The sequence below is a fragment of the Lysobacter sp. CC-YZS074 genome (genome assembly GCF_056739745.1).
Map to the genome: position 1 here is coordinate 2,669,354 of NZ_CP200301.1, position 25,986 is coordinate 2,695,339.

The window sequence follows — 25,986 nt, forward strand, 5'->3', positions numbered from 1 at the left end:
GCCACCGTCACGCGTGGCCGCCCGCCTGCGGGGTCTCCGCCTCCAGCCGCTCGAGTTCGTGGCTGACCGCATCGGGCGAGCGGGTGAACCGGGCCAGCAGCACGTAGAACGCCGGCACCACGAACAGCGACAGCAGGGTCGAGAAGGCGACGCCGAAGATCACCACCACGCCGATGGTGGCGCGGCTGGCCGAGCCCGGGCCACCGGCGACCACCAGCGGCACCGCGCCGACCGCGGTCGCGATCGAGGTCATCAGGATCGGCCGCAACCGCACGCCGGCCGACTCGATGATCGCCTGGTGGATCGAACGCCCCTCGTCGCGCAGCTGGTTGGCGAACTCGACGATCAGGATGCCGTTCTTGGCCGCCAGGCCGACCAGCATGACGATCCCGATCTGGCTGAACAGGTTGAGCGTGCCGCCGGTCGCGGCCAGGCCGATCAGCGCGCCGAACACCGCCAGCGGCACCGTCAGCATGATCACGAACGGGTGGATGAAGCTCTCGAACTGCGCGGCCAGCACCAGGAACACCACCAGCAGCGCCAGGGTGAAGGTCAGCAGCACCGCGCCGCCGGCCTTCTGGAACTCGCGCGACTCGCCCTTCCAGTCAATCTGGGCGTACTCGGGCAGCTCTTCGCGCGCGGTCGCCTCCAGGAACGCCAGCGCCTCGCCCATGCTGTAGCCGGGGGTCAGGCCGGCGGTGATCGTGATCGCGCGCAGGCGGTTGAAGCGGTTGAGGCTGCCGGCCTCGGCCAGCTCGCTCAGGGTGACCAGGTTGGACAGCGGCACCAGCTCGCCGCTCTCGGCGCGGACGCGGATCGCGGCGATGTCCGCCGGGTCGGCGCGGTCGCCACGCTCGGCCTGCACGATCACGTCGTACTCCTCGCCATCCTGCACGAAGGTGGTGACCCGCCGGCTGCCCATCATCGTCTCCAGCGCCTGGCCGATGCTCGACACGCTGACGCCGAGGTCGGCGGCTCGCTGGCGGTCGATCTGCACGCGCATCTGCGGGCGGGTCTCCTTGTAGTCGGAGTCGACCGAGAAGAAGCCGGGGTTGGCCTCCATGCGCTGCATCATGATGTCGCGCCAGCCGGCGATCTCCTCGTATTCGGGGCCGCCGAGCACGATCTGGATCGGCTGGCCGCGGCCACCGACCAGGCCGCCGCCGACCCGCGGTTGCGCGCGCACGCCCGGCAGCACCGACAGCTCCCGGCGCAGCTCCTCGGCGACCTCGGCGGTGCTGCGCGAGCGGTCGCCCCAGTCCTGCAGGAACACGATCACGTTGCCGGTGTGCATCTCCTCGCTGGCGCCCCAGCCGCCCGGCACGCGCGAGTTGTAGCGGCGGATCGCGGTGCCCTCGCCGGTGTTGTCGGCGAAGATCTGCTCGACCTGGCGCATCTGGCCGACGGTGTAGTCGAAGCCGGCGCCTTCCGGTCCGGTCACCGAGACAAAGAAGTTGCCGCGGTCCTCGGCCGGCGCCAGTTCCGACGGCACCAGCCGGATCAGTCCGTAGCTCAATGCCAGCGTGCCGAGCATCAGCGCCGCCAGCAGCCAGCGCTTGCCGACGTGCCGCTGCAGCCAGCGCCGGTAGCCGCCCGCGAGCGCGTCGAGCTTGCGGTTGATCCAGACGTTGAGCCGGTTGGAGGTCTCTTCCTTGTGCGGCCGCACCAGCTTGGACGACATCATCGGGGTCAGGGTCAGGGCGACGAACGCCGACAGCGCCACCGCGCCCGCCAGCGCCACCGACAACTCGCGGAACAGGCGGCCGGTATTGCCCTCCATGAAGCCGACCGGCAGGAACACCGCGACCAGCACGGTGGTCGTCGCGATCACCGCGAAGGCGACCTGCTTGGTGCCGCGCGAAGCCGCCACCAGCCTGGGTTCGCCAAGGTCGGCGCGGCGCTGGATGTTCTCCAGCACCACGATCGCGTCGTCCACCACCAGGCCGATCGACAGCACCAGCGCCAGCAGGGTCAGCAGGTTGATCGAGTAGCCGAACAGGTACAGCGGGATGAACGCCGCGACCAGGCACACCGGCACCGTCACCGCGGGGATGAGCGCGGCGCGGAAACTGCCCAGGAACAGCCAGATCACCACCAGCACCAGCGCCATCGCCTCGCCGAGGGTCCAGTAGACGCGCTTGATCGAGGCGTCGATGAACACCGTGTCGTCGTAGGCGACGAAGATGTCGGTGCCTTCCGGCAGGGTGCTCTGGATCTCTTCGGCCTGCGCGCGCGCGGCCTTGACCACGTCGAGCGCGTTGGCGGTGGAGGTCTTGACGATGCCAAGGCCGACGTTGGTCTCGCCGTTGCTCTTGTAGTACGCGCGGCGCTCGGCCGAGGCCAGCTCGACCCGGGCGATGTCACCGACCCGCACCACGTAGCCGTCGGCGCCCTCCTTCACCGGGATCTGGGCGAACTGCGCCGGCTCCTCGTACTGGCGCGCCACGCGCAGGGTGAAGTCGCGGTCGGCCGATTCGATGCGGCCGGCCGGCAGTTCGACGTTCTCGGCCCGCAGCGCCGCCTCGACATCGCCGGGGGTGATCCCGCGCGCGGCCATCGCCGCGCTGTCGAGCCAGATCCGCATCGCGTAGCGCTGGCGCCCGCCGACGCGCACCTGCGCCACGCCGTCGAGGCTGGACAGGCGGTCGACGATGTAGCGCTCGGCGTAATCGGACAGCTGCAGGGTGTCCATCGTGGTCGAGCTCATGTTGAGCCAGACCACGGTGTCGGAATCGCTGTCGGCCTTCTCGACCTCGGGCGGGTCGGCCTCCTCGGGCAGGCGGTCGGCGACGCCGCTGATGGCGTCGCGCACGTCGTTGGCGGCGGCCTCGATGTCGCGTTCCAGGGTGAACTCCAGGGTCACCGCCGAACGGCCGTTGACGCTGCGCGACTGGATCGTCTCGATGCCCTCGATGCCCGACAGCGCATCCTCCAGCACCTGGGTGACGCGGGTTTCCACCACCGCGGCAGAGGCGCCGGGATAGTTGACGTCGACCGACACGATCGGCGGGTCGATCGCCGGCAGCTCGCGCAGGGTCAACCGCGAGAACGCCATCACGCCCAGCACCATCAGCAGCAGGCTCACCACGGTGGCGAATACCGGGCGGCGGATCGACAGCTCGGAAATGCTCATGCTCAGTCCGTCGCGTCGGTGGCTTCGGCGGCCGCATCCGGCGCCTGCGCGGCGTTGTCACCACTGCCGGCCGGCGCGCCGGCGGCCTTGTCCGGAGCGACCCGGATCTTCGCGCCCGGGCGCAGCTTGTCGGTGCCGTCGACCACGATCCGGTCGCCCGGCTCCAGCCCCGACAGCACCTCGGCCAGGCCGCCGCGGCGGGCGCCGATCTCGACGTTGACCCGCTCCACCGTGTCGTCGTCCCTGGTGCGGTACACGAACGAGGTGTTGCCGACCTGCACCACCGCGATCTCCGGCACCAGCAGCGCCTCGCGTTCCGGCCGGATCAGGGTGACCTGCATCAGCATGCCCGGGCGCAGCGCGCGGTCGGCGTTGGCGAAATCGCCGCGCACGGTCACCGCGCGGGTGGCCGGGTCGACCCGCGAATCGACGGTCGCCACCGTGCCGGTGAACTCCCGGCCGGGATAGGCGGCGCTGGTCGCGGTCAGCTGCTGGCCCTCGGCAAGGTAGGCCAGCGCGGTCTCGGGCACCGGAAAGTCGACGTAGACCCGGGCGGTGTCGTCCAGGGTCGCGACTGCGGTCCCCGGGGTGACCAGCGACCCGGGGCTGACCTGGCGCAGCCCGAGCACGCCGGCGAACGGCGCCCGGATCACCCGGTCGCCGAGCTGGGCGCGGATCTGCGCGACCCGCGCGTTGGCGGCGTCGCGGGTGGCGCGCTGGGTGTCGAGCGTGGCCCGGGCGATCAGCTGCTGCTCGGCGAGGTCGGCCTGGCGCCCGTACAGGCGCTCGGCCTCGTCGGCGGCGGCCTGCGCCTCGGCCAGCGCGGCGCGCTGCTGCCGCCCGCTGAGGGTCACCAGCGGCTCACCCGCCTTGACCACGTCGCCGCTGTCGAAATGCACGTCCTCGACGGTCTCGCTGACCTTCGCCGTGACCGTCACCGACTCGCGCGCCCGCACCGTGCCCAGCGCCCGCACCGTGTCGCTCCACGGCTGCATCCGCACGGCCCGGGTCGTCACGATCTCGGCACTCGCGCCTTCGCGCTCCGGCTCGGCGTCGCCGCAGCCGGCCATGCCCAGCACCATCGCAAGGGCGCAGGCGGCGCCGAATCGGGTCATGAATCGCATGCTGTCTCGGTAGGGAAAGTGAATCGGAGAGTCTAGACGCGAGTAGGTAACGGGGACGTGGGCCAAAGGTTGACAGCAGAAGCGGCAAAGCGGTCACGCAATGGACCGCGCGGCCCGGCGGAAAGGCGTCCTGGCCGCGCCGCGGCGGCGGGCACGTTCCCCGGTGAACAGCTGTGGCACGCTGGCCCGCCCGTCCGTGCAAAGGAGTCACCCCATGCTCCACGACAGCATCGTCGACACCATCGGCCGCACACCGGTCGTCCGCCTGACCCGGATCGCGCCCGAGGGCATCGCCCTGTACGCCAAGGTCGAGTCGTTCAATCCGGGCGGATCGGTCAAGGACCGGCTGGCGCTGGCGATCATCCTCGACGCCGAGGCCCGCGGCCTGCTCAAGCCCGGCGACACCGTGGTCGAGGCGACCAGCGGCAACACCGGCGTGGCGCTGGCGATGGTCTGCGCCGCGCGCGGCTACCGGTTCGTTGCGGTGATGACCGAGACCTTCTCGATCGAGCGCCGCAAGCTGATGCGCGCCTACGGGGCGAAGGTGATCCTGACCGCGGCGGCCGAACGCGGCACCGGCATGGTGCGCAGGGCCTCGGAACTCGCCGAAAAGCACGGCTGGTTCCTGGCCAGCCAGTTCCAGAACCCGGCCAACCCGGCCTACCACCGGCAGACCACGGCCGCCGAGATCCTGCAGGACTTCGCCGGCCACCGGCTCGACCATTTCGTCACCGGCTGGGGCACCGGCGGCACCCTGACCGGGGTCGGCGAGATGCTCAAGCTCGCCCGACCGGAAGTGCGGATTACCGCCTGCGAGCCCGCCGGGGCCTCGCTGCTGGCCGGCAAGGAGTGGCAACCGCACAAGATCCAGGGCTGGACCCCGGACTTCGTACCCGAAGTCCTCAATCGCGATGCCGCCGACGCGATCCTCCCGATCGACGACGTGCTGGCCCGGGACACCGCGCGCCGGCTGGCGGCGGAGGAAGGCATCTTCACCGGCATCTCCGCCGGCGCCACCGTCGCCGCCGCGCTGCAGGTCGCGAAGGATGCCGACGACGGCGCGGTGATCCTGGCGATGCTGCCCGACACCGGCGAGCGCTACCTCAGCACCTTCCTGTTCGAAGACGTGGCGGAAGGTTCCGATGAAGACTGGTTGGCGGGACTGCCCTGAGCGAAGCAGTCGGGGCGCCCTCGAGCGCCCCCAGCGCAACTAGTTTTCTGGCCTTTGCGGCTGCAGCACCGGCGCCGCATGGCCTGCCGGCCACCCGTGCCTCACGGCCTGGACGTTCCATGCCACTGGAGTTCGCCGCGCTCGAAGCTCATGAATCCAAATGGGCCGGCGCATACCAGGCTCTTTCCATCGAGAGTCCTGCCCGGCCGGCTGTCCACGACAAGCTTTGGCCGTACGCCGGAAAAATCCCACACGCGAATTCCCCTGGAGTCCACGGACGTATCCACCACGACCAGTCGCGGCCCGGAGAACGAAAGCGTCGACCCGACCCCGGTCAGTATCCACTCCCCCGTTCCGGCGTTGAACACTCCCCACCCCTCCCGCCCCTTCACAGCCTGGATGGTCGGGTCGCTGGACTGTACGAGCCGATACACCCCACCCACGGCTTCGTTATCAGCGACAGGGACCACTTGACCTGGCCCGATCGAGTAGATCCGCTCCTCGGAAATCACGTGCCCGAGCGCACGCGAGTACATCATCACATCCTCGACGGAGCCGGGAACCTCCGCTTCCAGCAGTTCTTTTTCCCCGGATTTCACATCGCGCAGCACCGGCCTCTCCCCGCCGGTCGCAACGCGCTCCACGTAATAGTAGAAGCTGCCATCCTCCGACAGCCGGACAATGAACTCGGAGTCCACAACGGGAATCTCGTCACTGAAGCGGGAGTCGCCAATCAGGGTCCCAGAACGCAGGTTGAAAACGCGGACGCGAAGCCCTGAAACGACCTCAGCCTCCATCTCATCAGCGCCCGTGTCAGGGCCGATGGAGGTGGCAATCAACACTCTGTCACCCTGGTAGTCCACTGCTAGTGCCGCGCCTTCAAGCTCCCGCACACCAATTTCGTCGGCGACCAGGTACGAGGAATCTGGCGATACCCCGACAACGACTGCTGAGCCGTCCGGGGCCATGAAGTACCTGTCGGACGTGAACTCCATTTCCGGCAGCGAGTGGCGCCACTCCACTCCGTGAGGACTGGTCTGGAATACCACCGTGCTTCCCGGCGCCCGGACAACTCCAAGATTTCGATATGGATTGTTGCAGCTTATAGTCATGCCATTCGAGCTGCTCGGAGTTCCAGCTCTTTCGATGACTCCCGAGCTGGCGCCCTGAGACACCAGGAGAGACGTAGCCGCGACGAAAAATTTCATGAAATTAGTATTCATTTCAGCTTCCTTGTTCTGGAAGTTCCATACTCGATACTGGCCCGCTACGGGCAGTGTTTTGCCGAGGGTGATGCCTCGACATCGTTGATTAACGGGCACTGGCCTGGCCCGCCACCTGGAGGCGGCCCGGGGGGCAGAGAAGCAGTGCAATCCTCACCACCATACAGGTCCCACGCATCGAGAAGCTTTTTGTCGCTAACACGCCTGACTTGCACATGGACGTGAGTCTTATTTACCTTCTGGTACCCCGCATCACCTGGCTTGCCCCCACAATATCCAGTGCAGTTCATTCGCCCCAATTGCTGGCCTACCGCTATTTTTTCACCCTCTTCGACTCCATAATCAAGCAGATGAATATAGGTGACTTCGTTACCATCACCCTGCATTACTCGCACATAGTTCCCGTTCGCTGAATTCGCACCAGCCTCAGTGACGTACCCTGCACCTAATGAACGGATTGGTGCGCCGCGGCCATAGTTTGCTGTAGCTGATCCGATATCTACGCCGTTGTGAGTGCGCCCATCGTATCGATTTGGGAACGGTGATGCTTTGGTAGGGCTGTTGGTGATGTTCTTCCAGCAATCCATCGTTGCGTCAGAGTTGTCATCTGGGCTAACCCGCGGCAATTCCACGGGGGGCCGACCACCAATTTTTTCTGTTCGATCGGCAATCGCGCTACCCCCGGATGTCTCGTGCCACGTGCTCCAACAGTGCGACTCTTGGCGGCATACGCGATCAGTGCCGCTCCCGGCACACGCAGTGCCAGATCGGCAATGCCGAACCTCCACCATCATCACTGCGTATCCGACCCCCAGAAACGTCATAGCAGCAATACCCAGTAGCGCGGCGATCGATCGTCGAATTAAATGCTCATCCATGCCCTCTCTCCCTCGATTCACGGCCACACCTTCTGCTTAAAGCAGTGGCTGGCGCAGCGCTCAAAAAGGATGCGTTGCGAGCTGCCCAGCGGCATGGCAAGTCCGGTAGTGAACGCCGCAACGCGCGACTTCCTGACCGATAGAACGGGCTGAATACCGGAACGAGGCTACCGCTCGTCGGTTTTTTTGCGGGTCTGCGAACAGGATCCTGGCGATGCCGCCCAACACCGGCGAACGCTACCTCGCACCTTCCTGTTCGGGGACGTGGCGGAAGGTTCGGATGACGACTGGCTGGGGGGTTGCCGTAGCGCCGGGTCGAAGGGCGGTCCGGTGCGCCTTCCCGCTGCGGCGCCAGTGCCTTCGCGCGCCGCTGCCTCAGCGCGGCGGCGCCAGTTGCAGCTCCCGTTGCAGCACCCGCTCGCTCCGGAGGGTGTAATCGACCATGGCCGGTTCGCCCCAGAAGCGCAGCGCGTCTTCGCGGTCGCCGGCGGGAAGCGGCGAAAGGTGGCGTCCCTGCGCATCGCTGGCGCTGACCGTGCCGAGGTCGAGTTGGCCGCGGCAGGTCCCACGGATGGTGAGCCAGCCATCGCCTTCGGACTGGAAGCAGGTGCTCGTGGCAATCGGCTCCCGGCTGCGCCGGGTCCACGCCGGGCATTCCATGGTCGCGGTGAGCGGCCCGGTGCCCGCCGCGCCCACCGGAGGCGCGAAGGCCCAGTGGGTGCTGGAATTCGGGTCGATCGTTTCGAAAGCGTCCGGGCGCCCGCCCGGGCCGGGCGACGGCTCGACGAACTCGACGACACCCCGGTAACCCGCGCCATCGTCGCCGGAACCTGGCACCGGCTCGACGGCATGCCCGGCTGACATCGCCCGGCAGTGCGCCACGGCCCATGGCACCAGCGCGCCTTCCAGCGTCACGTTGTCGTAGGAATACGCCGGGGAGCCGATCCGCATGGCCGCGAGCACCTCCGCGCCGTGCTCGCCGACTGGCGGCGCCGGCGGCGGGGCGATGTAGTGCACACCCACGAGCGGGCCACCCGCGCCCATGGTGCCGAGGTTGCGGAACGTCCATTGGCGCCGGACCGGCCCCCAGCGGTAATGCCGCAGTTGCAGCGCGCCGATCGGCCGGGCGGCCACCACCTCGATCCGCGCGGGGCGCCGCACCCGCTCCCACGCCAGGCGCCGCGCGCCGGGTCCCGGCGCCGTGGCGGGGTCGAACAGGGGCAGGGCGGACTGGTGGTACGGGATCGGCGCTCCGTCGGCATCCAGCGCGACCACGGTCGTCCAGATGCCGCTCTCGCCGGGGACCCCGCCCGAAAGCGTGGCACGCCGACCGTTCCAGTCGATCGCCAGGCGCCCGTCGGCATTGGCCGGCGTCCCCGCCGTGACGGTTTCGCTGCCGGCCCACTCGTACACCGGGAGGTCCAGGTCGAGGCGGATCCGGTCCAGCGGCTCCAGCGCCGCGGCCGGCGTGCCCGGAGGCAGACGGAACGGAAACCGCGCCTGGTTTTCGACCAGCTCCAGCTCGGCACCGCGGATCGCATTGGCAACCCGTCGGACCGGCACCGCCTCGAGCCCGGGAATCTCGCGCCCGTCGCGGTCGAGCAGCGCCACACCGCGCAGGTGCGCCTCCAGCGCGCGCGGCCATTCGCCGTAGGGACGCGGCACGTCCATTTGCCCGCCGATCCGCAGCAGCGGACGCGCCGCCCGATGGTCGCGCTGGAGCGAGAACACCAGCGTGGGATCGATCATGTCGAGGTCTTCGAGCGACGTCATCCAGGGTTCCAGCTCACCCTCGGCGGTGGTCGCCGTGGAGAGGAACGGCTCGGCCTCCGCGGCGCTGCCGGCAAACGGCGGCTGCAGGAGGTACTGCTCGAAGATGTCATCGTAGGTTTCGTCCGACTCGGTCTCCAGCCCCTCCAGGTGTCGCAGGTTGACCATGTAGAGCCGGGACCGGGTGGCCGGCTCTTCCGTGGTGGGAGGCATGACCAGCCGCAGCCAGGCTTCGATCGGCATGCCATCGGCGCGGACCAGGGCCTGGCGACCGCGCAGCTCGACCGCGGGGCCATGCGCGTGCACGTCGACCAGGACCTCGTCCGGCTCCAGTTGCACGACGGTCCGGTCCCACTGGACCTCGCCGAGTCCGGGGAGTGTCTCGCGCACACTCCAGCTCTGGCCGGGCGCGAGCTTCGACGGAAGCGGGTGCGGCGCCATGCCCGCCGTCTGCCGCATCGTCTCGAGCAGTTCCGCCGCACGCGGGTTCCGCTCCACCAGCGCCACCCACGCGTCCGGGTCGACCGGCGCGAAATCCTCCACCTGGCCGTCGCGACCAAGTGCCGCTTCGAACCCGGTGGCCAGCACGCGGATGAGTGGCGACTCGTCCGGGTCGGCGGGATCCAGTGCGAGCGTGTCCTGGGTGTGGCCGCCACCGTGCATCCGGGCCCAGAGCTGCCGCACCCGCATACGGCCGGCGTCGCCCTCGGGGCGCAGGTCCACTCCCATCAGCACCTGCTGGTTGACTGTGCCGCCGTAAGCGCCCTGGACGGTGGTCTGCTGGTCGACGTAGTAGATGTCTTCATCGGCGTGCGCGCCCGGCGCCGCGATGGCCAATGCCAGGGCCGCAATCGCCCCTGCGATGATCCGCATGTGGTTCCCCATGCTGCCTGCTAAGGCCGACGCAGCGTAGCGCCGGCCAAAACGAACGACGCCGGCCCGAACCGGACCGGCGTCGTCGTCAAACCTGTGGGTTGCGTCGTGTCAGGCGGCCGGCTTCCACTGCCCCAGCGCGGCGAGGCCGTTGTCGCGCGCACGCGCGAACACGGTCTCCTGCGCCGAACCGACGTTGCCGACCAGGTCCTGCGACCACAGCTTCAGCGCGGCCGACTGCATCGCGCGGCCATAGGAGAAGCTCAGCGGCCACGGGTTGGGACCCATGCGGTTCATCGCGTCCAGGTGCGCGGTCGCGTCCTGGTCGGACTGGCCGCCCGACAGGAACACGATGCCCGGCAGGGTCGCCGGCACGGTCGACTTCAGGCACTGCAGGGTGGCAGCGGCGACTTCCTCGACGCTGGCCTTCTCACCGCTGGTGGTGCCCGGCAGGACCATCGAGGCCTTCAGGATGGTGCCCTCGAGCATCACGTTCTGCTCGTACAGCGAGGCGAACAGCGAGCGCAGGGTGACCTCGGTCACCTCGTAGCAGGTGTCGATGTCGTGGCTGCCGTCCATGATCACTTCCGGCTCGACCATCGGCACCAGGCCCTGCTCCTGGCACAGCGCCGCGTAGCGGGCCAGCGCGTGGGCGTTCGCGTCGATGCAGGTGCCCGACGGGATGTCGTCGCCGATGTTGATCACCGCGCGCCACTTGGCGAAGCGGGCGCCGAGCTTGTAGTACTCCTCCAGGCGAGCGCGCAGGCCGTCCAGGCCCTCGGTCACCACTTCGCCCGGGAAGCCGGCCAACGCGTGGGTGCCCTTGTCGACCTTGATGCCGGGGATGATCCCGTTGTCGGTCATGACCTTGGTGAAGGGCACGCCGGCCTTGGTCGACTGGCGCAGGGTCTCGTCGAACAGGATCGCGCCGGAAATGTGCTCGCCCAGCTTCGGCGTGGTCAGCAGCATCTCGCGGTAGGCGCGCCGGTTCTCCTCGGTGCACTCGATGCCGACGCCATCGAAGCGCTTCTTGATGGTGGCGTTCGACTCGTCGATCGCGATGATGCCCTTGCCCGGGGCGACCATCGCCAAGGCGGTTTCGGCAAGCTGTTCGATGCTCATGGGGGAAAAAGACCCTGCTGTGGCGGTGGAACCCGGAAGTATAGCCATCCGGGCTCCCCGCCTGCTCCAGTCGAGGTCAGGGCCGCGCCCTGCGGGAGGCAGCCTCCACCCGCGGCCCGCGCTGTTCCCGCGCATCGCTGCGTGGATCGCGGAGTGGTGAGGTATGAATTCTCCGGTCGCGCTCGCGCTCCTCGACGGAGCGACCCTGCTGAAACTCTCCCCAGCTGCTCGCCACAAGGGAGTGGATATCCACGTCACACCGATTCCTGAGCGCCTCCGCATTGACCGGCTCGTCCCCGTGGAAGCTGAGGGTGGCCACCGTGTAGGACATGTCCGGTACATCGGCCCCTCGCTTCGGCTGGAACTTCCACTGGCTCAGCGCAGCGGCACCGGCCTGGGCGAAGGAGTCCCAATAGCCACCAACGGGCTCGTCGTGCCCGGTGCTGCTGTTCCAGCCTTTCAGCAGGTTGAAGTTCGACGTCGTGCCGTCCGCTGCGATGGCGTAACCCATTGCCAGGCAGACATTGTCGCCCCGCTCCACAAACTCGGCGGGGTAGCCCAGGGCAGCCGACGACGTGAGCTGTACCCATTGTTCGGCGAGATCGGCTTCACTGGCGACCCGCACGTCCTCCTGTGCATGGACGAGACCGGTCGCGAGACAAGCAGCAAGAGCGGATATGGCGAGCTTCCGAGCAACTTCCATGACTATCCCTCCTCGGCAGAAACAGGACTGCCGCCAGAGTCAATCTAACCGCGCACGGCTACGTTGACAAATCCCCGCTTACATGATCCTGATTGTGCACGACCAAGCCTTCGTCGAGCGGGTCGCGTTCGCGAAGTCAGGCTATCCGACGATGCCTACAGCTCGCCCAGCCCTTCGGCGCTGCCGTCGGCGCTCACCTGCAGCAGGCGCAGCACGTTGGTCGCACCGTGCTGCTCCATGTGGTCGCCGCTGGTGACGACCACGCGTTCGCCCTCGGCCAACTGACCGGCATCGAACAGTTGCTTGATCGCGCTGCGCACGGCGTCGCGGGTGGCCATGCCACGGCTGTCGAAACCGATCGGCACGACGCTGCGCATCATCGCCATCTGCCGCCGGGCGCCATCGTGGCGGGACAGGCCGAACACCGGCGCGGGCGAGCGGAAGCGCGACAGGAAGCGCGCGGTGCCGCCGGACTCGGTCATCGCCACGATCGCGCGCACGCCGATGTGCTCGGACAGGAACATCGCCGCCATCGCGATGGCCTGGTCCGCCCGCTGCAGGTTGCGCGGCGCGGCCTCGAAATCGGTGTCGTGGTCGAACTGGCGCTCGGCCCCCAGGCAGATCCGCGCCATCGCCTCCACCGCGCGCACCGGGTAACGGCCGGCGGCCGACTCGGCCGACAGCATCACCGCGTCGGTGCCGTCGATCACCGCGTTGGCGACATCGAGCACCTCGGCGCGGGTCGGCATCGGGCTGTCGACCATCGACTGCAGCATCTGGGTGGCGGTGATGACCACGCGGTTACGCGCCAGCGCCTCTCGGATGATCTTCTTCTGCAGGCCGGGCAGCTCGGCGTCGCCGATCTCCACGCCGAGGTCGCCGCGCGCGACCATGACCACGTCGGAAGCCTCGACGATCTCGGCCAGGTTCTCGATCGCCTCGGCGCGCTCGATCTTCGACACCAGCGCGGCGTTGCTGCCGGCCCCGCGCGCGATCCGGCGCGCCTCGTCCATATCGGCCGCGGTGCGGCAGAACGAGACCGCGATGAAGTCGGCGTCCAGTTCGGCGGCGACCTTGATCAGTTCGCGGTCGCGTTCGGTCAGTGCGCCGAGCGACAGGCCGCCGCCCTGCTTGTTCAGGCCCTTGCGGTCGGACAGCTCGCCGTCGTTGAGCACGCGGGTGACGATGCGTTCGCCTTCGACCGCATCCACCTGCAACTGCATCATGCCGTCGTCCAGCAGCAGCACGTCGCCCGGGGCGACGTCGCCGGGCAGGCCCAGGTAGCTGACTCCGACCCCGGCCGTGGTGCCCGGCTCGGCGTTCGCGCTCGCGACCAGGTCGAAACGCGCGCCCGACCGCAGCTGGACCCTGCCTTCGACGAAACGTTCGATGCGGATCTTCGGCCCGGGGAGGTCGGCAAGGATGCCGACTTCGCGCCCGACCCGGCGTGCGGCTTCGCGCACCGATTCCGCGCGTGCGATCTGCGAGGACGGATCGCCGTGGGAGAAGTTCAGGCGAACCACGTCGACGCCCGCCGCCAGCAGCGCATCGAGCACGCCGGGCGCATCCGTGGCGGGGCCGAGGGTCGCGAGGATCTTGGTGCGGCGCAGCTTCATCGACAGTGTCAGACTCGGGAGGTTGCAGCGAAGCTAGCACAGCCCGCGCGCCGTCCGGATTGCATACGAATGCAGGATTCCCACTTGTCCGCGCCCGCCCCCTCGGTCGACGACCTGCCGGTGATCGAGACCCCGCGGCTGCGGCTGCGCGGGCATCGCGAAAGTGACCTGGAGCCGTACTTCGCGCTGCACGCCGACCCGGCGGTGATGCGCTACTGGAGCTGCCCGGCGTGGACCTCGGTCGAACAGGCGCGCGACAAACTGGCGCAGGTGATGGGCCACCGCAACGCCAGCCAGGCGTTGTGCTGGGCGATCGCGGACCGTGGCGACGACCGGCTGATCGGCAGCATCGTGCTGTTCGCGATCAACCGCGAGCAGGGGCGCGCGGAGACCGGCTATGCGCTGTCTTCCAGCCACTGGGGCCGCGGCCTCGCGCAGGAGGCGATGGCGCCGGTGTTGGAGCACGCGTTCGACGTGCTCGGGCTGCGCCGGATCGAAGCCGACATCGACCCGCGCAACGCGGGATCCTGCCGGCTGGTGGAGCGGATGGGCTTCATCCGCGAGGGGCTGTTGCGCGATCGCTGGTGCGTGGGCGGCGAGGTCAGTGACAGCGCGATCTACGGGTTGCTCGCGGCCGACTGGCGGGTGCGGGAGCGGTGAGCGTTGGATTGGCGCGTACATCCGGCGGGCCCGCGACTGCAGGAGCGGCGTAAGTCGCGACCGGCCGAACGGTGGAAGCGATGTACAGGTCGCGACTTACGTCGCTCCTACATCGAAGCCAAAAGCTGCCCCGAGACCAGCTCAGCCGCGCGCGGCAAGCGCCGCGACTGCCGGCAGCTCCTTGCCTTCCAGGAACTCCAGGAACGCGCCGCCGCCGGTCGAGATGTACGACACGCCGTCCTCGATGCCGTACTTGTCGACCGCGGCCAGGGTGTCGCCGCCGCCGGCGATCGAGAACGCCTTCGAGCCGGCGATCGCGCGGGCCAGGGCCTCGGTGCCCTTGCCGAAGGCGTCGAACTCGAACACGCCGACCGGGCCGTTCCAGACCACCGTGCCGGCCTGCCCGATCATCGCCGCGTAGCGCGCGGCGGTGTCCGGGCCGATGTCGAGGATCATGTCGTCGGCGCCGACCGCGTCGACCGGCTTGACCGTCGCCGGCGCATCGGCGGCGAATGCCGGCGCGACCACGACGTCGGTCGGCACCGGGATGTCGGCACCACGCGACTTGGCGTCGGCCATGATCTTTTTCGCGGTGTCGACCAGGTCGTTCTCGACCAGCGACTTGCCGACGCCATGCCCCATCGCGGCGATGAAGGTGTTGGCGATGCCGCCGCCGACGATCAACTGGTCGACCTTGGACACCAGCGACGACAGCAGCTCCAGCTTGGTGCTGACCTTGGACCCGGCGACGATCGCCAGCAACGGCCGAGCCGGCTCGTCGAGCGCCTTGCCGAGCGCATCGAGCTCGGCCATCAGCAGCGGGCCGCCGGCGGCGACCTTCGCGTGACGGATCACCCCATGGGTGGACGCCTGCGCGCGGTGCGCGGTGCCGAACGCGTCCATGACGAACACCTCGCACAGCGCGGCGTAGGACTTGGCCAACGCCTCGTCGTCCTTCTTCTCGCCGACGTTCATGCGGCAGTTCTCGAGCAGCACCAGCCGGCCCGGCTCGACCGGCACGCCGCCGACCCAGTCACGCACCAGCGGCACCTCGATACCGAGCAGTTCCGACAGCCGCGCGGCGACCGGCGCCAGCGAATCCTCCGAGCGCCACTCGCCCTCGGTCGGGCGGCCGCGGTGCGACATCACCATGACCGCCGCGCCCTTCTCCAGCGCCAGCTTCAGCGTCGGCAGGGCAGCGGTGATGCGCTGCTCGGACGTGATGCGGCCCTCGGCATCGATCGGCACGTTGAGGTCCTCGCGGATCAGGACGCGCTTGCCGGTGAGGTCGAGGTCGGTCATGCGGAGGATGGTCATGGGGCGCTTCCGTGGTGTGGGGCACGCGTGGAGGTGGCGTGCGGTCAGCCCGGTATTGTCGGATGGGGGGATGGGTTGGGCAAACGTCTGTCGCCGGGTCTCGGCGGTGGCAACAGCAGAAAGCAAAGGCAAAGCGGCGATCGAGGGGCGGGGGCGCGGTGCCGCCGCAAGTCGCTCCCCGATACTCGCTTGGTTGCGACGGCACCGCGCCCCCGCTCCACACGGTCCGGCGATCTGGGAGGAGATCAAAGCGGAGGAGAACGTCCGCCCGTGGCGCTTTTGCTTTTGCTTTTGCTCTCCCCAAGCTCCGGCGCAGCTCGGCGAGCGCCTGCCGGGTGGCCTGGACACCAAGCGAGTATCGGGGAGCGACTGTCCAGGCTACCCGGCAGGCGCCCTCCGCGTCCCAGCAGCCGCTTTTACTCTCTAACAGGCCACCACAACATCTAGCGTTGACATATCCAGCCAGCGCGATATGTTGTGCCACGTCGGTGCCGACCTGGCGGTCGGCTGAAAAGGGAAGCCGGTCCAGACCCGCGGGTCGAATCCGGCGCTGCCCCGCAGCGGTAGTGGAAACGAAAGCCGTCTTGGCACTGGGGCATGCCCCGGGAAGCGACGGCCGGTAGGAGGACAGCGTGACTGTCCGCGTCCAGAGCCCGAAGACCTGCCGACAGCCGCGTGAAGCACACCGCGCGGTAACCGGCCACGGAGTCTTCGGGGGAAGACGGTCGGTGTCGCGCCCGGGCATCCACCCGGCAGGCGACGGCGCGCCATCGGCCGCCGGACGCCGGACCGGCCAATGCCGGGCGCGTGCACCCCGGTTCCCACGATCCGGCTCCACGCCCGCGGGGGCGTGGCCGCAGCGTGCCTCGTCGCCGCCCGCGACACGGCCGGTGCGTTCGCGTTCCCGTGCGTCGCCCCGCGAGGGAGGAGCGGCGGCCCGTGCGCCATGCACCGGAGTCACCCATGACCAGCCACGCCGACACCGCCGTTCCGGCCATCGACGCCCTCGAACCCGAAACCGCTCCCGCCCCGCCCGTCCGGACGGAAACGCCGCAGCCCGCCGACACCCGCAACGGCAGTTTCGACCTCACCCCGCCCGCCGGCACGCTCGGCATGGGCGTGACCAAGCGCAACGGCGAGCACGAACCGGTCGACCTCAACAAGATCGTCCGCGCCATCGGCCGTTGCTGCGATGGCCTGCACGCGGTCGATCCGATGCGCGTCGCCACCCGCACCATCTCCGGCCTGTACGACGGCGCCAGCACCCGCGAGCTCGACGAGCTGTCGATCCGCACCGCCGCCCTGCTGACCGCCGAGGAGCCCGAGTACGGCCGCCTCGCCGCGCGGCTGCTGGCCGGGGTGATCGGCAAGGAGGTCGCCGCGCTCGACATCAACGCGTTCTCGCAGTCGGTCCAGCGCGGGCACGAGCTGGGGCTGGTCAACGAACGCCTGCTCGGCTTCGTGCAGGCCAACGCGCGCAAGCTCAACGACGCGATCGACAACGACCTCGACCGCGGTTTCGACTACTTCGGCCTGCGCACGCTGTACGACCGCTACCTGCTGCGCCACCCGACCGCGCGCACCGTCATCGAGACGCCGCAGCAGTTCTTCCTGCGCGTGGCCTGCGCGCTGAGCGAGGACGCCGGCGAGGCGGTCGCGCTGTACCGGACGATGGCGCGGCTGGACTACATCCCGTCGTCGCCGACACTGTTCAACGCCGGCACCACCCACGAGCAGCTGTCGTCGTGCTTCCTGCTCGACTCGCCGGAGGACTCGCTGGAGGCCATCTACCGGCGCTACATGGACGTGGCCAAGCTGTCCAAGTTCAGTGGCGGCATCGGCCTGAGCTACACCCGGGTGCGCTCGCGTGGCTCGCTGATCCGCAGCACCAACGGCCTGAGCAATGGCATCGTGCCGTGGCTGAAGACGCTCGACGCCTCGGTCGCGGCGGTCAACCAGGGCGGCAAGCGCAAGGGCGCGGCCTGCGTGTATCTGGAGCCGTGGCACGCCGACGTCGAGGAGTTCCTGGAGCTGCGCGACAACACCGGCGACGAGGCGCGGCGCACCCACAACCTCAACCTCGCCCACTGGATCCCCGACGAGTTCATGCGTCGGGTCGAGGCCGACGCGCCGTGGTCGCTGTTCGACCCGCGCAGGGTGCCGGAGCTGACCGACCTGTGGGGCGAGGCGTTCGACCGCGCCTACCGCGCCGCCGAGGCCGCCGGGCTGGCCAGCCGCACGGTGAAGGCGCGCGAGTTGTACGCGCGGATGATGCGCACGCTGGCCCAGACCGGCAACGGCTGGATGAACTTCAAGGACAAGAGCAACCGCGCCTGCAACCAGACCGCGCGCGCGGGCAACGTGGTCCACCTGTCCAACCTGTGCACCGAGATCATCGAGGTGACGTCCGCCGGCGAGACCGCGGTGTGCAACCTCGGCTCGATCAACCTGTCGCACCACGTGGAGCAGTTCGACGAACCACTGCAGGGCCGGACCGGACGTTTTGACTTCGAAAAACTCGCCGACACCGTGCGCCAGGCCGTGCGCCAGCTCGACCGGGTGATCGACCTGAACTTCTACCCGATCGACAGCGCGCGCGATGGCAACCTGCGCTGGCGGCCGGTCGGGCTCGGCGCGATGGGCCTGCAGGACGTGTTCTTCAAGCTGCGGCTGCCGTTCGACTCGGAGGAGGCGCGAGGGCTGTCGCGGAGGATCGCGGAGGAGATCTACTTCCACGCACTGGACGCCTCCTGCGAGCTGGCGATGGAACGCGGCGCGCACCCGGCGTTCGCCGACACCCGCGCCGCCGCTGGCGAGCTGCAGTTCGACGCGTGGAACGTGGAGCCAGCCGACCGCGAGCGCTGGGACGCGCTGCGCGCGCGCATCCGCGAGCACGGCCTGCGCAACTCGCTGCTGGTCGCGATCGCCCCGACCGCGACGATCGCATCGATCGCCGGCTGCTACGAATGCATCGAGCCGCAGGTGTCCAACCTGTTCAAGCGCGAGACGCTGTCGGGCGACTTCATCGTGGTCAACCGCTACCTCGTCGAGGAGCTTAAGACGCTTGGCCTGTGGACGCCGGAGCTGCGCGACGCGATCAAGCTGGCCGAGGGATCGGTGCAGGGCATCGCCGCCATCCCCGAATCGCTGCGTGCGATCTACCGCACCGCGTGGGAACTGCCGATGCGCTCGCTGATCGACATGGCGTCCGACCGCGGTGCGTTCATCGACCAGAGCCAGTCGCTCAACCTGTTCATCGAGAGCCCGAACATTGGCCAGCTGTCCTCGATGTACATGCACGCGTGGAAGCGCGGGCTGAAGACGACCTACTACCTGCGCTCGCGGCCGGCGACGCGGATCGCGAAGTCGACGGTGAGTGCGGGGGCGTTGCCTGCGTCGGTTTCGGCGAGCGAGGCGATCGCGTGTTCGCTGGAGAACCCGGAAGGCTGCGAGGCCTGCCAGTAAACCCCCACGTTTTTGTAGGAGCGGCTTCAGCCGCGATCGGATGATGGATCACACGCGCCGATTCCAGATCGCGGCTGAAGCCGCTCCTACAAGAGCCCATCCAACGATCGGAGCTCGACGCCATCCACCGTAGGAGCGACGTGAATCGCGATCCGCCGACCTTCCGATTGCCTGCGCGTTCGCGACTTACCGGCGGCGACATACCCCGCCACTCCTACAACCGAGCGCCTCGTGAAATGCACCTGACCTAAGGACACCACCATGCACACCCACTTGCTCGACCCCGGCTTCGACCTCACCCTGCGGCCGATGCGCTACCCGCGCTTCTACGACATGTACCGCGACGCGATCCGCAACACCTGGACGGTCGAGGAGGTCGACTTCTCGCTCGACGTGAACGACCTGCGCGACAAGCTCGGGCCGGCCGAACGCCACCTGGTCGAGCGCCTTGTCGCCTTCTTCGCCACCGGCGACTCGATCGTCGCCAACAACCTCGTGCTCAACCTGTACCAGCACATCAACGCCCCCGAGGCGCGCATGTACCTCTCGCGCCAGCTGTACGAGGAGGCGCTGCACGTCCAGTTCTACCTGACCCTGCTCGACACCTACCTGCCCGATCCACTTGCGCGCGCCAGGGCGTTCGCCGCGGTCGAGAACATCCCCTCGATCCGTGCGAAGGCGGAGTTCTGCTTTCGCTGGATGGACTCGTTGCAGGACCTGCGACGCATCGAGACGCGCGAGCAGCGCCGGCAATTCCTGCTCAACCTGGTCTGCTTCGCGGCCTGCATCGAGGGCCTGTTCTTCTTCGCCGCCTTCGCCTACGTCTATTACCTGCGCTCGCGCGGCCTGCTGCACGGGCTGGCCGCCGGCACCAACTGGGTATTCCGCGACGAGAGCGGGCACATGGCGTTCGCATTCGAGGTGATCGCCACGGTGCGCAAGGAGGAGCCGGGCCTGTTCGATGCCACGTTCGAGGACGAGGTGGTGCTGATGCTCAACGAGGCGGTCAACTGCGAGATGCGATTCGCCGAGGACGTGCTCTCCGGTGGCGTCGCCGGGCTGTCGCTCAAGGACATGCGGCAGTACCTGGAGTACTGCGCCGACCAGCGGCTGGGCCAGCTCGGCCTGTCGAAGCATTTCGGCGCGACCAACCCGTTCGGCTTCATGGACCTGCAGGACGTGCAGGAGGTGACCAACTTCTTCGAGCGCCGGGTGTCGGCTTACCAGGTTGGAGTGTCGGGCGAAGTAGCGTTTGACGCCGCGTTCTAGAGGGTCGACAGCGGGGTGGTTCGCGCGGCTGCGGGCTGGTTTGCCGAGCGCCTGCCGGGTGGCCTGGACACCAAGCGAGTATCGGGGAGCGACTGTCCAGGCCACCCGGCAGGCGCCCTTCGAATGCACCAGCCAACCCCGCCGCTCGCCCACTCGACCTGCACCCCGACCAGAACAAAAAAGGCCCCGCACATGGCGGGGCCTTTGGCAGATCACCAGCCGGCGCGATTTACTTCGCCGCGACCACCTTGGCCATCTCCAGGCACTTGTTGGAGTAGCCCCACTCGTTGTCGTACCAGCTGACCAGCTTGACGAAGTTGTCGTCCAGCGCGATGCCGGCCTCGGCGTCGAACACCGAAGTGCGGGTCTCGCCGCGGAAATCGGTGGCGACCACCTTGTCCTCGGTGTAGCCCAGCACGCCCTTCAGCGCGCCCTCGGACTGCGCCTTCATCTCCGCACAGATCTCGGCGTAGGTCGCCGGCTTCTCCAGCTCCACGGTCAGGTCGACCACCGACACGTCCGAGGTCGGTACACGGAAGCTCATGCCGGTCAGCTTCTTGTTGAGCTCCGGGATCACCACACCGACCGCCTTGGCCGCGCCGGTGCTCGACGGAATGATGTTCTCGAGGATGCCGCGGCCGCCGCGCCAGTCCTTGTTGGACGGGCCATCGACCGTCTTCTGCGTCGCGGTGGCGGCGTGCACGGTGGTCATCAGGCCGCGCTTGATGCCCCACTTGTCGTTGAGCACCTTGGCCACCGGCGCCAGGCAGTTGGTGGTGCACGAGGCATTGGAGATGATCGCCTCGCCGTTGTACTTCGCGTCGTTGACGCCGTAGACGAACATCGGCGTGTCGTCCTTCGACGGCGCCGACATGATCACCTTCTTCGCGCCGGCATCGATGTGCTTCTGTGCGGTGTCCTTGGTCAGGAACAGGCCGGTCGACTCGATCACGACGTCGGCGCCGACCTCGTCCCACTTCAGGTTGGCCGGGTCGCGCTCCTGGGTCAGGCGGATCTTGCGGCCGTTGACGACCAGGTCGTTGCCGTCCACCGACACCTCGCCGTCGAAGCGGCCGTGGACCGAGTCGTAGCGCAGCATGTAGGCCAGGTACTCCGGCTCGAGCAGGTCGTTGATCGCGACCACCTCGATGTCGTTGCCGAAGTTCTGAACGGCCGAACGCAGGACGTTGCGTCCGATGCGGCCGAAGCCGTTGATACCAACCTTGATCGCCATTACGAGGGGCTCCTGAGCGGGCGTGATACGGAGAAAGTGTGGGGTTAAACCCGCCGCATTTTAGCCCATGCACGATATCGGCATCGACGGCGCCGGCAGGTCGGCTCCACCCCGCATACCTGACCTTGGGGGTCGCTGGCGCCCGGCTCCCGCCTCGCGCGGCAAAGCCGGGCACCGCTATCCTGCCGTGCCGGCTCCCGCCGTTTCCGGACCGCATCCGTGGCCGCCAGCCCCCGCACGCCAAGCACTCCCCGTCCCCGCTCCCTCCGGGCGACCCGTCTTCGCGGCCTGTTCGCCGCCCTGCTGCTGGTTCCGTCGCTGGCCGGTGCGTGGGGTCCGCAGGGGCACCGGCTGGTGGCGGCGCTTGCCTGGGATGACCTGACCCCGGAGGTCCGCGCCGAGATCGCGACGCTGCTCGCCGGCGAGGCCGACCCCACCCTGCCGGGCATCGCCAACTGGGCCGACCGGCTGCGCGAGGAGGACCCCGACCTCGGCCGTCGCAGCGCGCGCTGGCACTACGTCAACATTGCCGAGCACGACTGCGTGTACGGGGCCGCCAGCGCCTGCCGCGGCGGCGACTGCGTGGTGGAGGCGATCAGGACGCAGGCCGCGATACTGGGCGACCGCAGCCAGCCGCTGGAAGCGCGACGGCAGGCGTTGAAGTTCGTAGTCCACTTCGTCGGCGACGTGCACCAGCCGATGCACGCCGGCTTCGGGAAGGACAAGGGCGGCAACGATGTCCAGATCCGCATGCCGGACGGCAGCGCCGACGGCGAGGGCAGCAACCTGCACCGTCTGTGGGACAGCGGCCTGCTCAATACCGCCGGCCTCGACGACGCGGCCTACCTGCAGCGGTTGCGCGCCCTGCCGCTGGCGGTCGAACACGACAGCGGCGCGCGGGACTGGGCGCAGGCATCGTGCCGCGTGGCGACCCGGCCTGGCGTTTATCCCACCGGGCCGCGCATCGGCGAACGCTATATCCGCGAGTGGTTGCCGGTCGCCGAAGCCCAGCTGCGGCGCGGCGGATCGCACCTGGCGGCACTGCTGGACGACACGCTGGGCCGCTGACAGCGCGCGGCGCGCGATCGTGACGCGTCCCGTGCCGTTCGCGTGGCACGGGGTACACCGTCATCCCGACACACCGGCGGGGATGCCTCAGGCGGAGGGTGCCTTGGGTTCGGGTGCCTCGAATTGGATCGGTACCCGCACGCGTCCCGCCACCGGGCGACCGCCCTCCACTGCCGGTGAGAACCGCCACTGGCGTACCGCGTCGACCGCCGCCTGGTCGAACACGCCGGCGGGCTCGGACTGTTCGACCTCCACCCCCAGCGGGCGCCCGTCGGCGTCGACGTCGACCAGCAGGACCACTCGCCCGTCGATACCCTGCTCGGCCGCGTGCTTGGGGTAGGCCGGCGGCGGGAGACGGTGGCCTGCAACCGGTGGCGGGGCGGGAGGCGCCGGCGGCGCCGGAACGGCATGCAGCGCGGGCGGGCTCGGCGGTGCCGGCGGTGCCTCGGGAGCGGGCGGCGCGGGCGGCGCAGAGGGGGCGTCCAACGCCGGCGGCGCGGGCGGTGGCTCCGGGGCGGCCGGCAGTGGAGCCAACGCGCGGTCGGCCGCATCGGCGGAGACCACCAGGGTCGGCATCCGCGCGGGCTGCGCCGCCCACGCTCCGTAGGCGACGGCAAGGGTGAGGGTGGCAACGGCGAGGACGCCGCCGGCGCGCCTCGCCAGTGTGGGAGCGGGTTGCTTGAGCATGGCGATTCTCTCCTTGAGCGGATGGGTGAAACCCCAGTGGCACCCCAGCGGCAGCGGCTGCGCGGCCAGCTGGGTCTTGAACATCGCTTCGCCGTAGGCACGGCGCGAACCGGGAAGGCGCGCGATCACCCGCGCATCGCACGCCAGCTCCTGGTCGTGGCGGAAGTGGCGTGCCGCCCGGTGTACGAGCGGGTTGAACCAGAACAGGCAGCGCACCGCGGCCACCAGCGCATTGGCATACAGGTCGCCATGGCGGACGTGGCTGAGCTCGTGGGCCTGCATCAGCGCGCGCTGCCCGACGCTGTAGCGGTGGTCGAAATCCACCGGGACCACCACCTCCGGACGCAGCAGCCCGATCGCCGCCGGCAACCCGGCCGCGGTCGCCGCCTGCAGCATCCCGTCCGGGCGCCGGCGCAAGGGCCCCAGTGACCGGCGGAAGCGACGCTGCTGCGCCACCAGCCAGGCGCCCATCGCCAACGCGCCGCCCAGCCACGCGCCGATCTGCAGCGGTGGCCGGTCGAACACGGACGCCGAAGACATCGCAACGACTCCGATGGCTGCGCCGGCCTGGCCGGCTGCCGCCGGCGCAGCAGCCGGCGCCACCGCCGCCGGCAGCGCCACCGCCAGCAGCGCGGCGGGAACCAGCCACCAGACGCCGTATCCGGCCGCGGCACCGAACCGCCGACGCAACGGACCGCGCAATGCCCACGCCAGCGCGATTGCCGCGCTCGATGCGAGGGTCGCCTCGACCAGCAGGGCGACGGTTTCACTCATGTCCATCGTCGATCTCCTCGAGCAGGCGGCGCAGCTCCGCCACGTCCCGGCGGCTGAGCCTGCGCTGCTGGCTGAAGTGCGCGACCAGCGGCGCCACGCGTCCCCCGAACAGGCGGTCGAGCAGGCCCTCGCTTTCGCCCAGGAGCCAGTCCTCGCGCCGGAGCACCGGCGAGTAGAGGTAGCGGCGGCCGTCCCTCTCGGCGGTGATGGCGCCCTTTTTGAGCAGCCGGTTCAGCAGGGTCTTGATGGTCGGTTCCTGCCAGTGCCGGGACTCGGCCAGCGCGCCGACCACGTCGTCGGCGCCCAGCGGGTGGCGCTGCCACAGCACGTCCATCACGACCGACTCGGCTTCGCTGATCTGCAGGGATTGGGGCGTCGGTTCGCCCATCGTCCGGCCCTCACATTTACATCCGTAATCGTATGTAGATTACGCGCGTAATCAATCCTGTCAACCCGGCGTCGATTCAAGCCGGCGCAACCGCGGCCGTTAACCCGGGCATCTCCCACGCCAGCCCCGGACGATGCCGCAGCATCCCGCCGCGACCCACCCGACGCTCGATGCCGACCCGTCCGAGCGACGGGTGCTGCTGATCGCGAACTCGCGCTTCTACGCCGGCATGCTGGCCGCCGAGTTGCGCGAACGCTTGCAGCTCGAAGTGGTGGTGGTGGGTTCGCTCGCGGCGGCGCGCGAGGTCCTGGCCAACCAGCCGCCGTTCTTCCTCGCGTTGACCGGGCTGGTGCTGCCCGACGCCGACGATGCGCAGATCGCCCGGCTGCTGGTCGGCCACGGCCTGCCGTTCGTGGTGGTCACCGGCGTCTACGAAGAATCGACCCGCCAACGGATGGCCGAGCTGCCGATCATCGACTACGTGCTCAAGGAGACGCCGGGCACGATCGACTACCTGGTCTGGCTGGTGCGACGGGTGCAGAGCAACCGCCGGGTCACTGCGATGGTGGTGGAAACGCCCGGGCCGGACCGCGCCGAGGTCGCCGCCCTGCTGTCGCTGTACGGGTTCCGCGTGCGCGAGGCGTCCACCGGCCACGAGGGGCTGCGCGCGCTGGACACCACCCCGGCGATCCGGCTGGTGGTGGTGGACCATGAACTGCCCGACATGGACGGGGTGGAGTTCACCCGCCGAGCGCGCCAGAGCCGGCCGCGCGACATCCTCTCCATCGTCGGCTCGGCCGGGTGCGGCGGCACCGCCCGGATCGCGCGCTTCCTCAAGCACGGCGCCAACGACTTCATCGGCAGGCCGTTCTCGCGCGAGGAGTTCCTGTGCCGCATCTCGCAGAACGTCGACAACCTGGAGCTGATCGGCACCCTGCAGGACCTGGCCACCCGTGACCACCTGACCGGTCTGCCCAACCGTCGCCACTTCTTCGACGCCGGCGGCCGGATGCTGGCGGGGCAACGCGGGCCGGTGTCGCTGGCGATGCTCGACATCGACCACTTCAAGCACATCAACGACAGCTTCGGCCACGACGCGGGCGACGCCGCGCTGGTGGCGGTGGCGGCCGCGATCTCCGCCCATGCCCGCGGCGCCGACGTGGTCGCGCGCTTCGGCGGCGAGGAGTTCTGCATATTGGCCAGCGGGCTGGACGAGGAAGAGGCGGTGGCGTTCTTCGAACGCCTGCGCGAGAAGATCGCCGCGCTCGATATCCCGTTCAAGCAGCAGGTGCTGTCGCTGACGGTCAGCGTCGGGCTGTGCCACCGGATCGAACCGGACCTCTACGCGCTGCTGTCGGAAGCCGACCGCCAGCTGTACCTGGCCAAGGCAGCCGGCCGGAACCGTATCGCCGTGCAGGCACAGGTCGCGGCATGATGGCTTCGACCTTCACGCGGCCGTGTCACGGCCGCCGGTCAGTTGTCCCATGCCGTCCGACCGCTGCGCCCCACCA

At 69.0% G+C, this 25,986-nt stretch carries 18 protein-coding genes and 1 riboswitch; of the genes, 6 read left to right on the forward strand and 12 right to left on the reverse strand.

Annotation, left to right across the window (positions count from 1 at the left end; all coding sequences use genetic code 11):
• Positions 1-7: 7 nt before the first annotated feature.
• Together U8331_RS12120 and U8331_RS12125 are read right to left on the reverse strand one after the other, a co-directional pair.
• Complete coding sequence (locus tag U8331_RS12120; RefSeq protein WP_481131282.1) at positions 8-3,133, reverse strand: efflux RND transporter permease subunit; 3,126 nt, start codon at positions 3,131-3,133, stop codon at positions 8-10.
• 2 nt (positions 3,134-3,135) lie between these two features.
• Positions 3,136-4,257 (reverse strand): efflux RND transporter periplasmic adaptor subunit, encoded by a 1,122-nt coding sequence (locus U8331_RS12125; protein WP_481131283.1) that lies wholly within the window; start codon positions 4,255-4,257, stop codon positions 3,136-3,138.
• A gap of 214 nt (positions 4,258-4,471) precedes the next feature.
• Between U8331_RS12125 and cysK the strand changes: the two genes are divergently transcribed.
• A complete protein-coding gene (gene cysK / locus U8331_RS12130; protein WP_481131284.1) occupies positions 4,472-5,428 on the forward strand; it encodes a cysteine synthase A in 957 nt (318 codons plus the stop codon).
• A 101-nt stretch (positions 5,429-5,529) separates the two neighbouring features.
• On the opposite strand, the gene U8331_RS12135 is transcribed toward cysK, so the two are convergent.
• The 6 genes from U8331_RS12135 to pyk all read right to left on the reverse strand — a co-directional run bounded on the left by U8331_RS12135 (position 5,530) and on the right by pyk (position 13,613).
• Complete coding sequence (locus tag U8331_RS12135) at positions 5,530-6,651, reverse strand: hypothetical protein (RefSeq protein WP_481131285.1); 1,122 nt, start codon at positions 6,649-6,651, stop codon at positions 5,530-5,532.
• Positions 6,652-6,695: 44 nt separating this feature from the next.
• The gene (locus tag U8331_RS12140) at positions 6,696-7,529 is read right to left on the reverse strand and encodes a M23 family metallopeptidase (RefSeq protein WP_481131286.1); all 834 of its coding nucleotides are present in this window, start codon (positions 7,527-7,529) and stop codon (positions 6,696-6,698) included.
• Between the two features lie 375 nt (positions 7,530-7,904).
• Entirely contained in the window at positions 7,905-10,184 is a 2,280-nt protein-coding gene (locus tag U8331_RS12145; RefSeq protein ID WP_481131287.1) for a hypothetical protein, read from the reverse strand.
• A 99-nt stretch (positions 10,185-10,283) separates the two neighbouring features.
• Positions 10,284-11,294 (reverse strand): class I fructose-bisphosphate aldolase, encoded by a 1,011-nt coding sequence (locus U8331_RS12150; RefSeq protein WP_481131288.1) that lies wholly within the window; start codon positions 11,292-11,294, stop codon positions 10,284-10,286.
• A gap of 76 nt (positions 11,295-11,370) precedes the next feature.
• Positions 11,371-11,997, reverse strand: a complete 627-nt coding sequence (locus U8331_RS12155; RefSeq protein WP_481131289.1) for a hypothetical protein — start codon at positions 11,995-11,997, stop codon at positions 11,371-11,373.
• Between the two features lie 155 nt (positions 11,998-12,152).
• Complete coding sequence (gene pyk, locus U8331_RS12160) at positions 12,153-13,613, reverse strand: pyruvate kinase (RefSeq protein ID WP_481131290.1); 1,461 nt, start codon at positions 13,611-13,613, stop codon at positions 12,153-12,155.
• 84 nt (positions 13,614-13,697) lie between these two features.
• On the opposite strand from pyk, the gene U8331_RS12165 reads away from it, so the two are divergent.
• Positions 13,698-14,273, forward strand: coding sequence for a GNAT family N-acetyltransferase (locus tag U8331_RS12165; protein ID WP_481131291.1), 576 nt, complete (start codon positions 13,698-13,700; stop codon positions 14,271-14,273).
• 141 nt (positions 14,274-14,414) lie between these two features.
• On the opposite strand, the gene U8331_RS12170 is transcribed toward U8331_RS12165, so the two are convergent.
• Complete coding sequence (locus tag U8331_RS12170; protein WP_481131292.1) at positions 14,415-15,590, reverse strand: phosphoglycerate kinase; 1,176 nt, start codon at positions 15,588-15,590, stop codon at positions 14,415-14,417.
• Positions 15,591-16,060: 470 nt separating this feature from the next.
• Positions 16,061-16,273: riboswitch (cobalamin riboswitch) on the forward strand.
• Between the two features lie 430 nt (positions 16,274-16,703).
• Here U8331_RS12170 and U8331_RS12175 point away from each other — a divergent pair.
• Positions 16,704-19,055, forward strand: coding sequence for a ribonucleoside-diphosphate reductase subunit alpha (locus tag U8331_RS12175; protein ID WP_481132975.1), 2,352 nt, complete (start codon positions 16,704-16,706; stop codon positions 19,053-19,055).
• Positions 19,056-19,316: 261 nt separating this feature from the next.
• Positions 19,317-20,324 carry a ribonucleotide-diphosphate reductase subunit beta gene (locus U8331_RS12180; protein WP_481131293.1) on the forward strand — a complete coding sequence of 336 codons (1,008 nt, stop codon included), beginning with the start codon at positions 19,317-19,319 and terminating at the stop codon, positions 20,322-20,324.
• A gap of 229 nt (positions 20,325-20,553) precedes the next feature.
• On the opposite strand, the gene gap is transcribed toward U8331_RS12180, so the two are convergent.
• Positions 20,554-21,558 carry a type I glyceraldehyde-3-phosphate dehydrogenase gene (gap, locus tag U8331_RS12185; RefSeq protein WP_481131294.1) on the reverse strand — a complete coding sequence of 335 codons (1,005 nt, stop codon included), beginning with the start codon at positions 21,556-21,558 and terminating at the stop codon, positions 20,554-20,556.
• Between the two features lie 288 nt (positions 21,559-21,846).
• On the opposite strand from gap, the gene U8331_RS12190 reads away from it, so the two are divergent.
• Positions 21,847-22,626 carry a S1/P1 nuclease gene (locus U8331_RS12190; protein ID WP_481132976.1) on the forward strand — a complete coding sequence of 260 codons (780 nt, stop codon included), beginning with the start codon at positions 21,847-21,849 and terminating at the stop codon, positions 22,624-22,626.
• A gap of 87 nt (positions 22,627-22,713) precedes the next feature.
• On the opposite strand, the gene U8331_RS12195 is transcribed toward U8331_RS12190, so the two are convergent.
• Both U8331_RS12195 and U8331_RS12200 read right to left on the reverse strand, forming a co-directional pair.
• Entirely contained in the window at positions 22,714-24,093 is a 1,380-nt protein-coding gene (locus U8331_RS12195; protein WP_481131295.1) for a TonB family protein, read from the reverse strand.
• A complete protein-coding gene (locus tag U8331_RS12200; RefSeq protein ID WP_481132977.1) occupies positions 24,080-24,451 on the reverse strand; it encodes a BlaI/MecI/CopY family transcriptional regulator in 372 nt (123 codons plus the stop codon). Before U8331_RS12200 ends, U8331_RS12195 begins: the two co-directional genes overlap by 14 nt.
• A gap of 157 nt (positions 24,452-24,608) precedes the next feature.
• Here U8331_RS12200 and U8331_RS12205 point away from each other — a divergent pair, with 157 nt between their 5' ends.
• Positions 24,609-25,910, forward strand: a complete 1,302-nt coding sequence (locus U8331_RS12205) for a GGDEF domain-containing response regulator (protein WP_481131296.1) — start codon at positions 24,609-24,611, stop codon at positions 25,908-25,910.
• Positions 25,911-25,986 lie beyond the last annotated feature (76 nt).

Coding starts and splice junctions, on each gene's coding strand:
- U8331_RS12120 (WP_481131282.1), bottom strand. CDS start 3,133: ATGAGCATTTCCGAGCTGTCGATCCGCCGCCCGGTATTCGCCACCGTG.
- U8331_RS12125 (WP_481131283.1), bottom strand. CDS start 4,257: ATGCGATTCATGACCCGATTCGGCGCCGCCTGCGCCCTTGCGATGGTG.
- cysK (WP_481131284.1), top strand. CDS start 4,472: ATGCTCCACGACAGCATCGTCGACACCATCGGCCGCACACCGGTCGTC.
- U8331_RS12135 (WP_481131285.1), bottom strand. CDS start 6,651: ATGAATACTAATTTCATGAAATTTTTCGTCGCGGCTACGTCTCTCCTG.
- U8331_RS12140 (WP_481131286.1), bottom strand. CDS start 7,529: ATGGATGAGCATTTAATTCGACGATCGATCGCCGCGCTACTGGGTATT.
- U8331_RS12145 (WP_481131287.1), bottom strand. CDS start 10,184: ATGGGGAACCACATGCGGATCATCGCAGGGGCGATTGCGGCCCTGGCA.
- U8331_RS12150 (WP_481131288.1), bottom strand. CDS start 11,294: ATGAGCATCGAACAGCTTGCCGAAACCGCCTTGGCGATGGTCGCCCCG.
- U8331_RS12155 (WP_481131289.1), bottom strand. CDS start 11,997: ATGGAAGTTGCTCGGAAGCTCGCCATATCCGCTCTTGCTGCTTGTCTC.
- pyk (WP_481131290.1), bottom strand. CDS start 13,613: ATGAAGCTGCGCCGCACCAAGATCCTCGCGACCCTCGGCCCCGCCACG.
- U8331_RS12170 (WP_481131292.1), bottom strand. CDS start 15,590: ATGACCATCCTCCGCATGACCGACCTCGACCTCACCGGCAAGCGCGTC.
- U8331_RS12175 (WP_481132975.1), top strand. CDS start 16,704: ATGGGCGTGACCAAGCGCAACGGCGAGCACGAACCGGTCGACCTCAAC.
- U8331_RS12180 (WP_481131293.1), top strand. CDS start 19,317: ATGCACACCCACTTGCTCGACCCCGGCTTCGACCTCACCCTGCGGCCG.
- gap (WP_481131294.1), bottom strand. CDS start 21,558: ATGGCGATCAAGGTTGGTATCAACGGCTTCGGCCGCATCGGACGCAAC.
- U8331_RS12195 (WP_481131295.1), bottom strand. CDS start 24,093: ATGGACATGAGTGAAACCGTCGCCCTGCTGGTCGAGGCGACCCTCGCA.
- U8331_RS12205 (WP_481131296.1), top strand. CDS start 24,609: ATGCCGCAGCATCCCGCCGCGACCCACCCGACGCTCGATGCCGACCCG.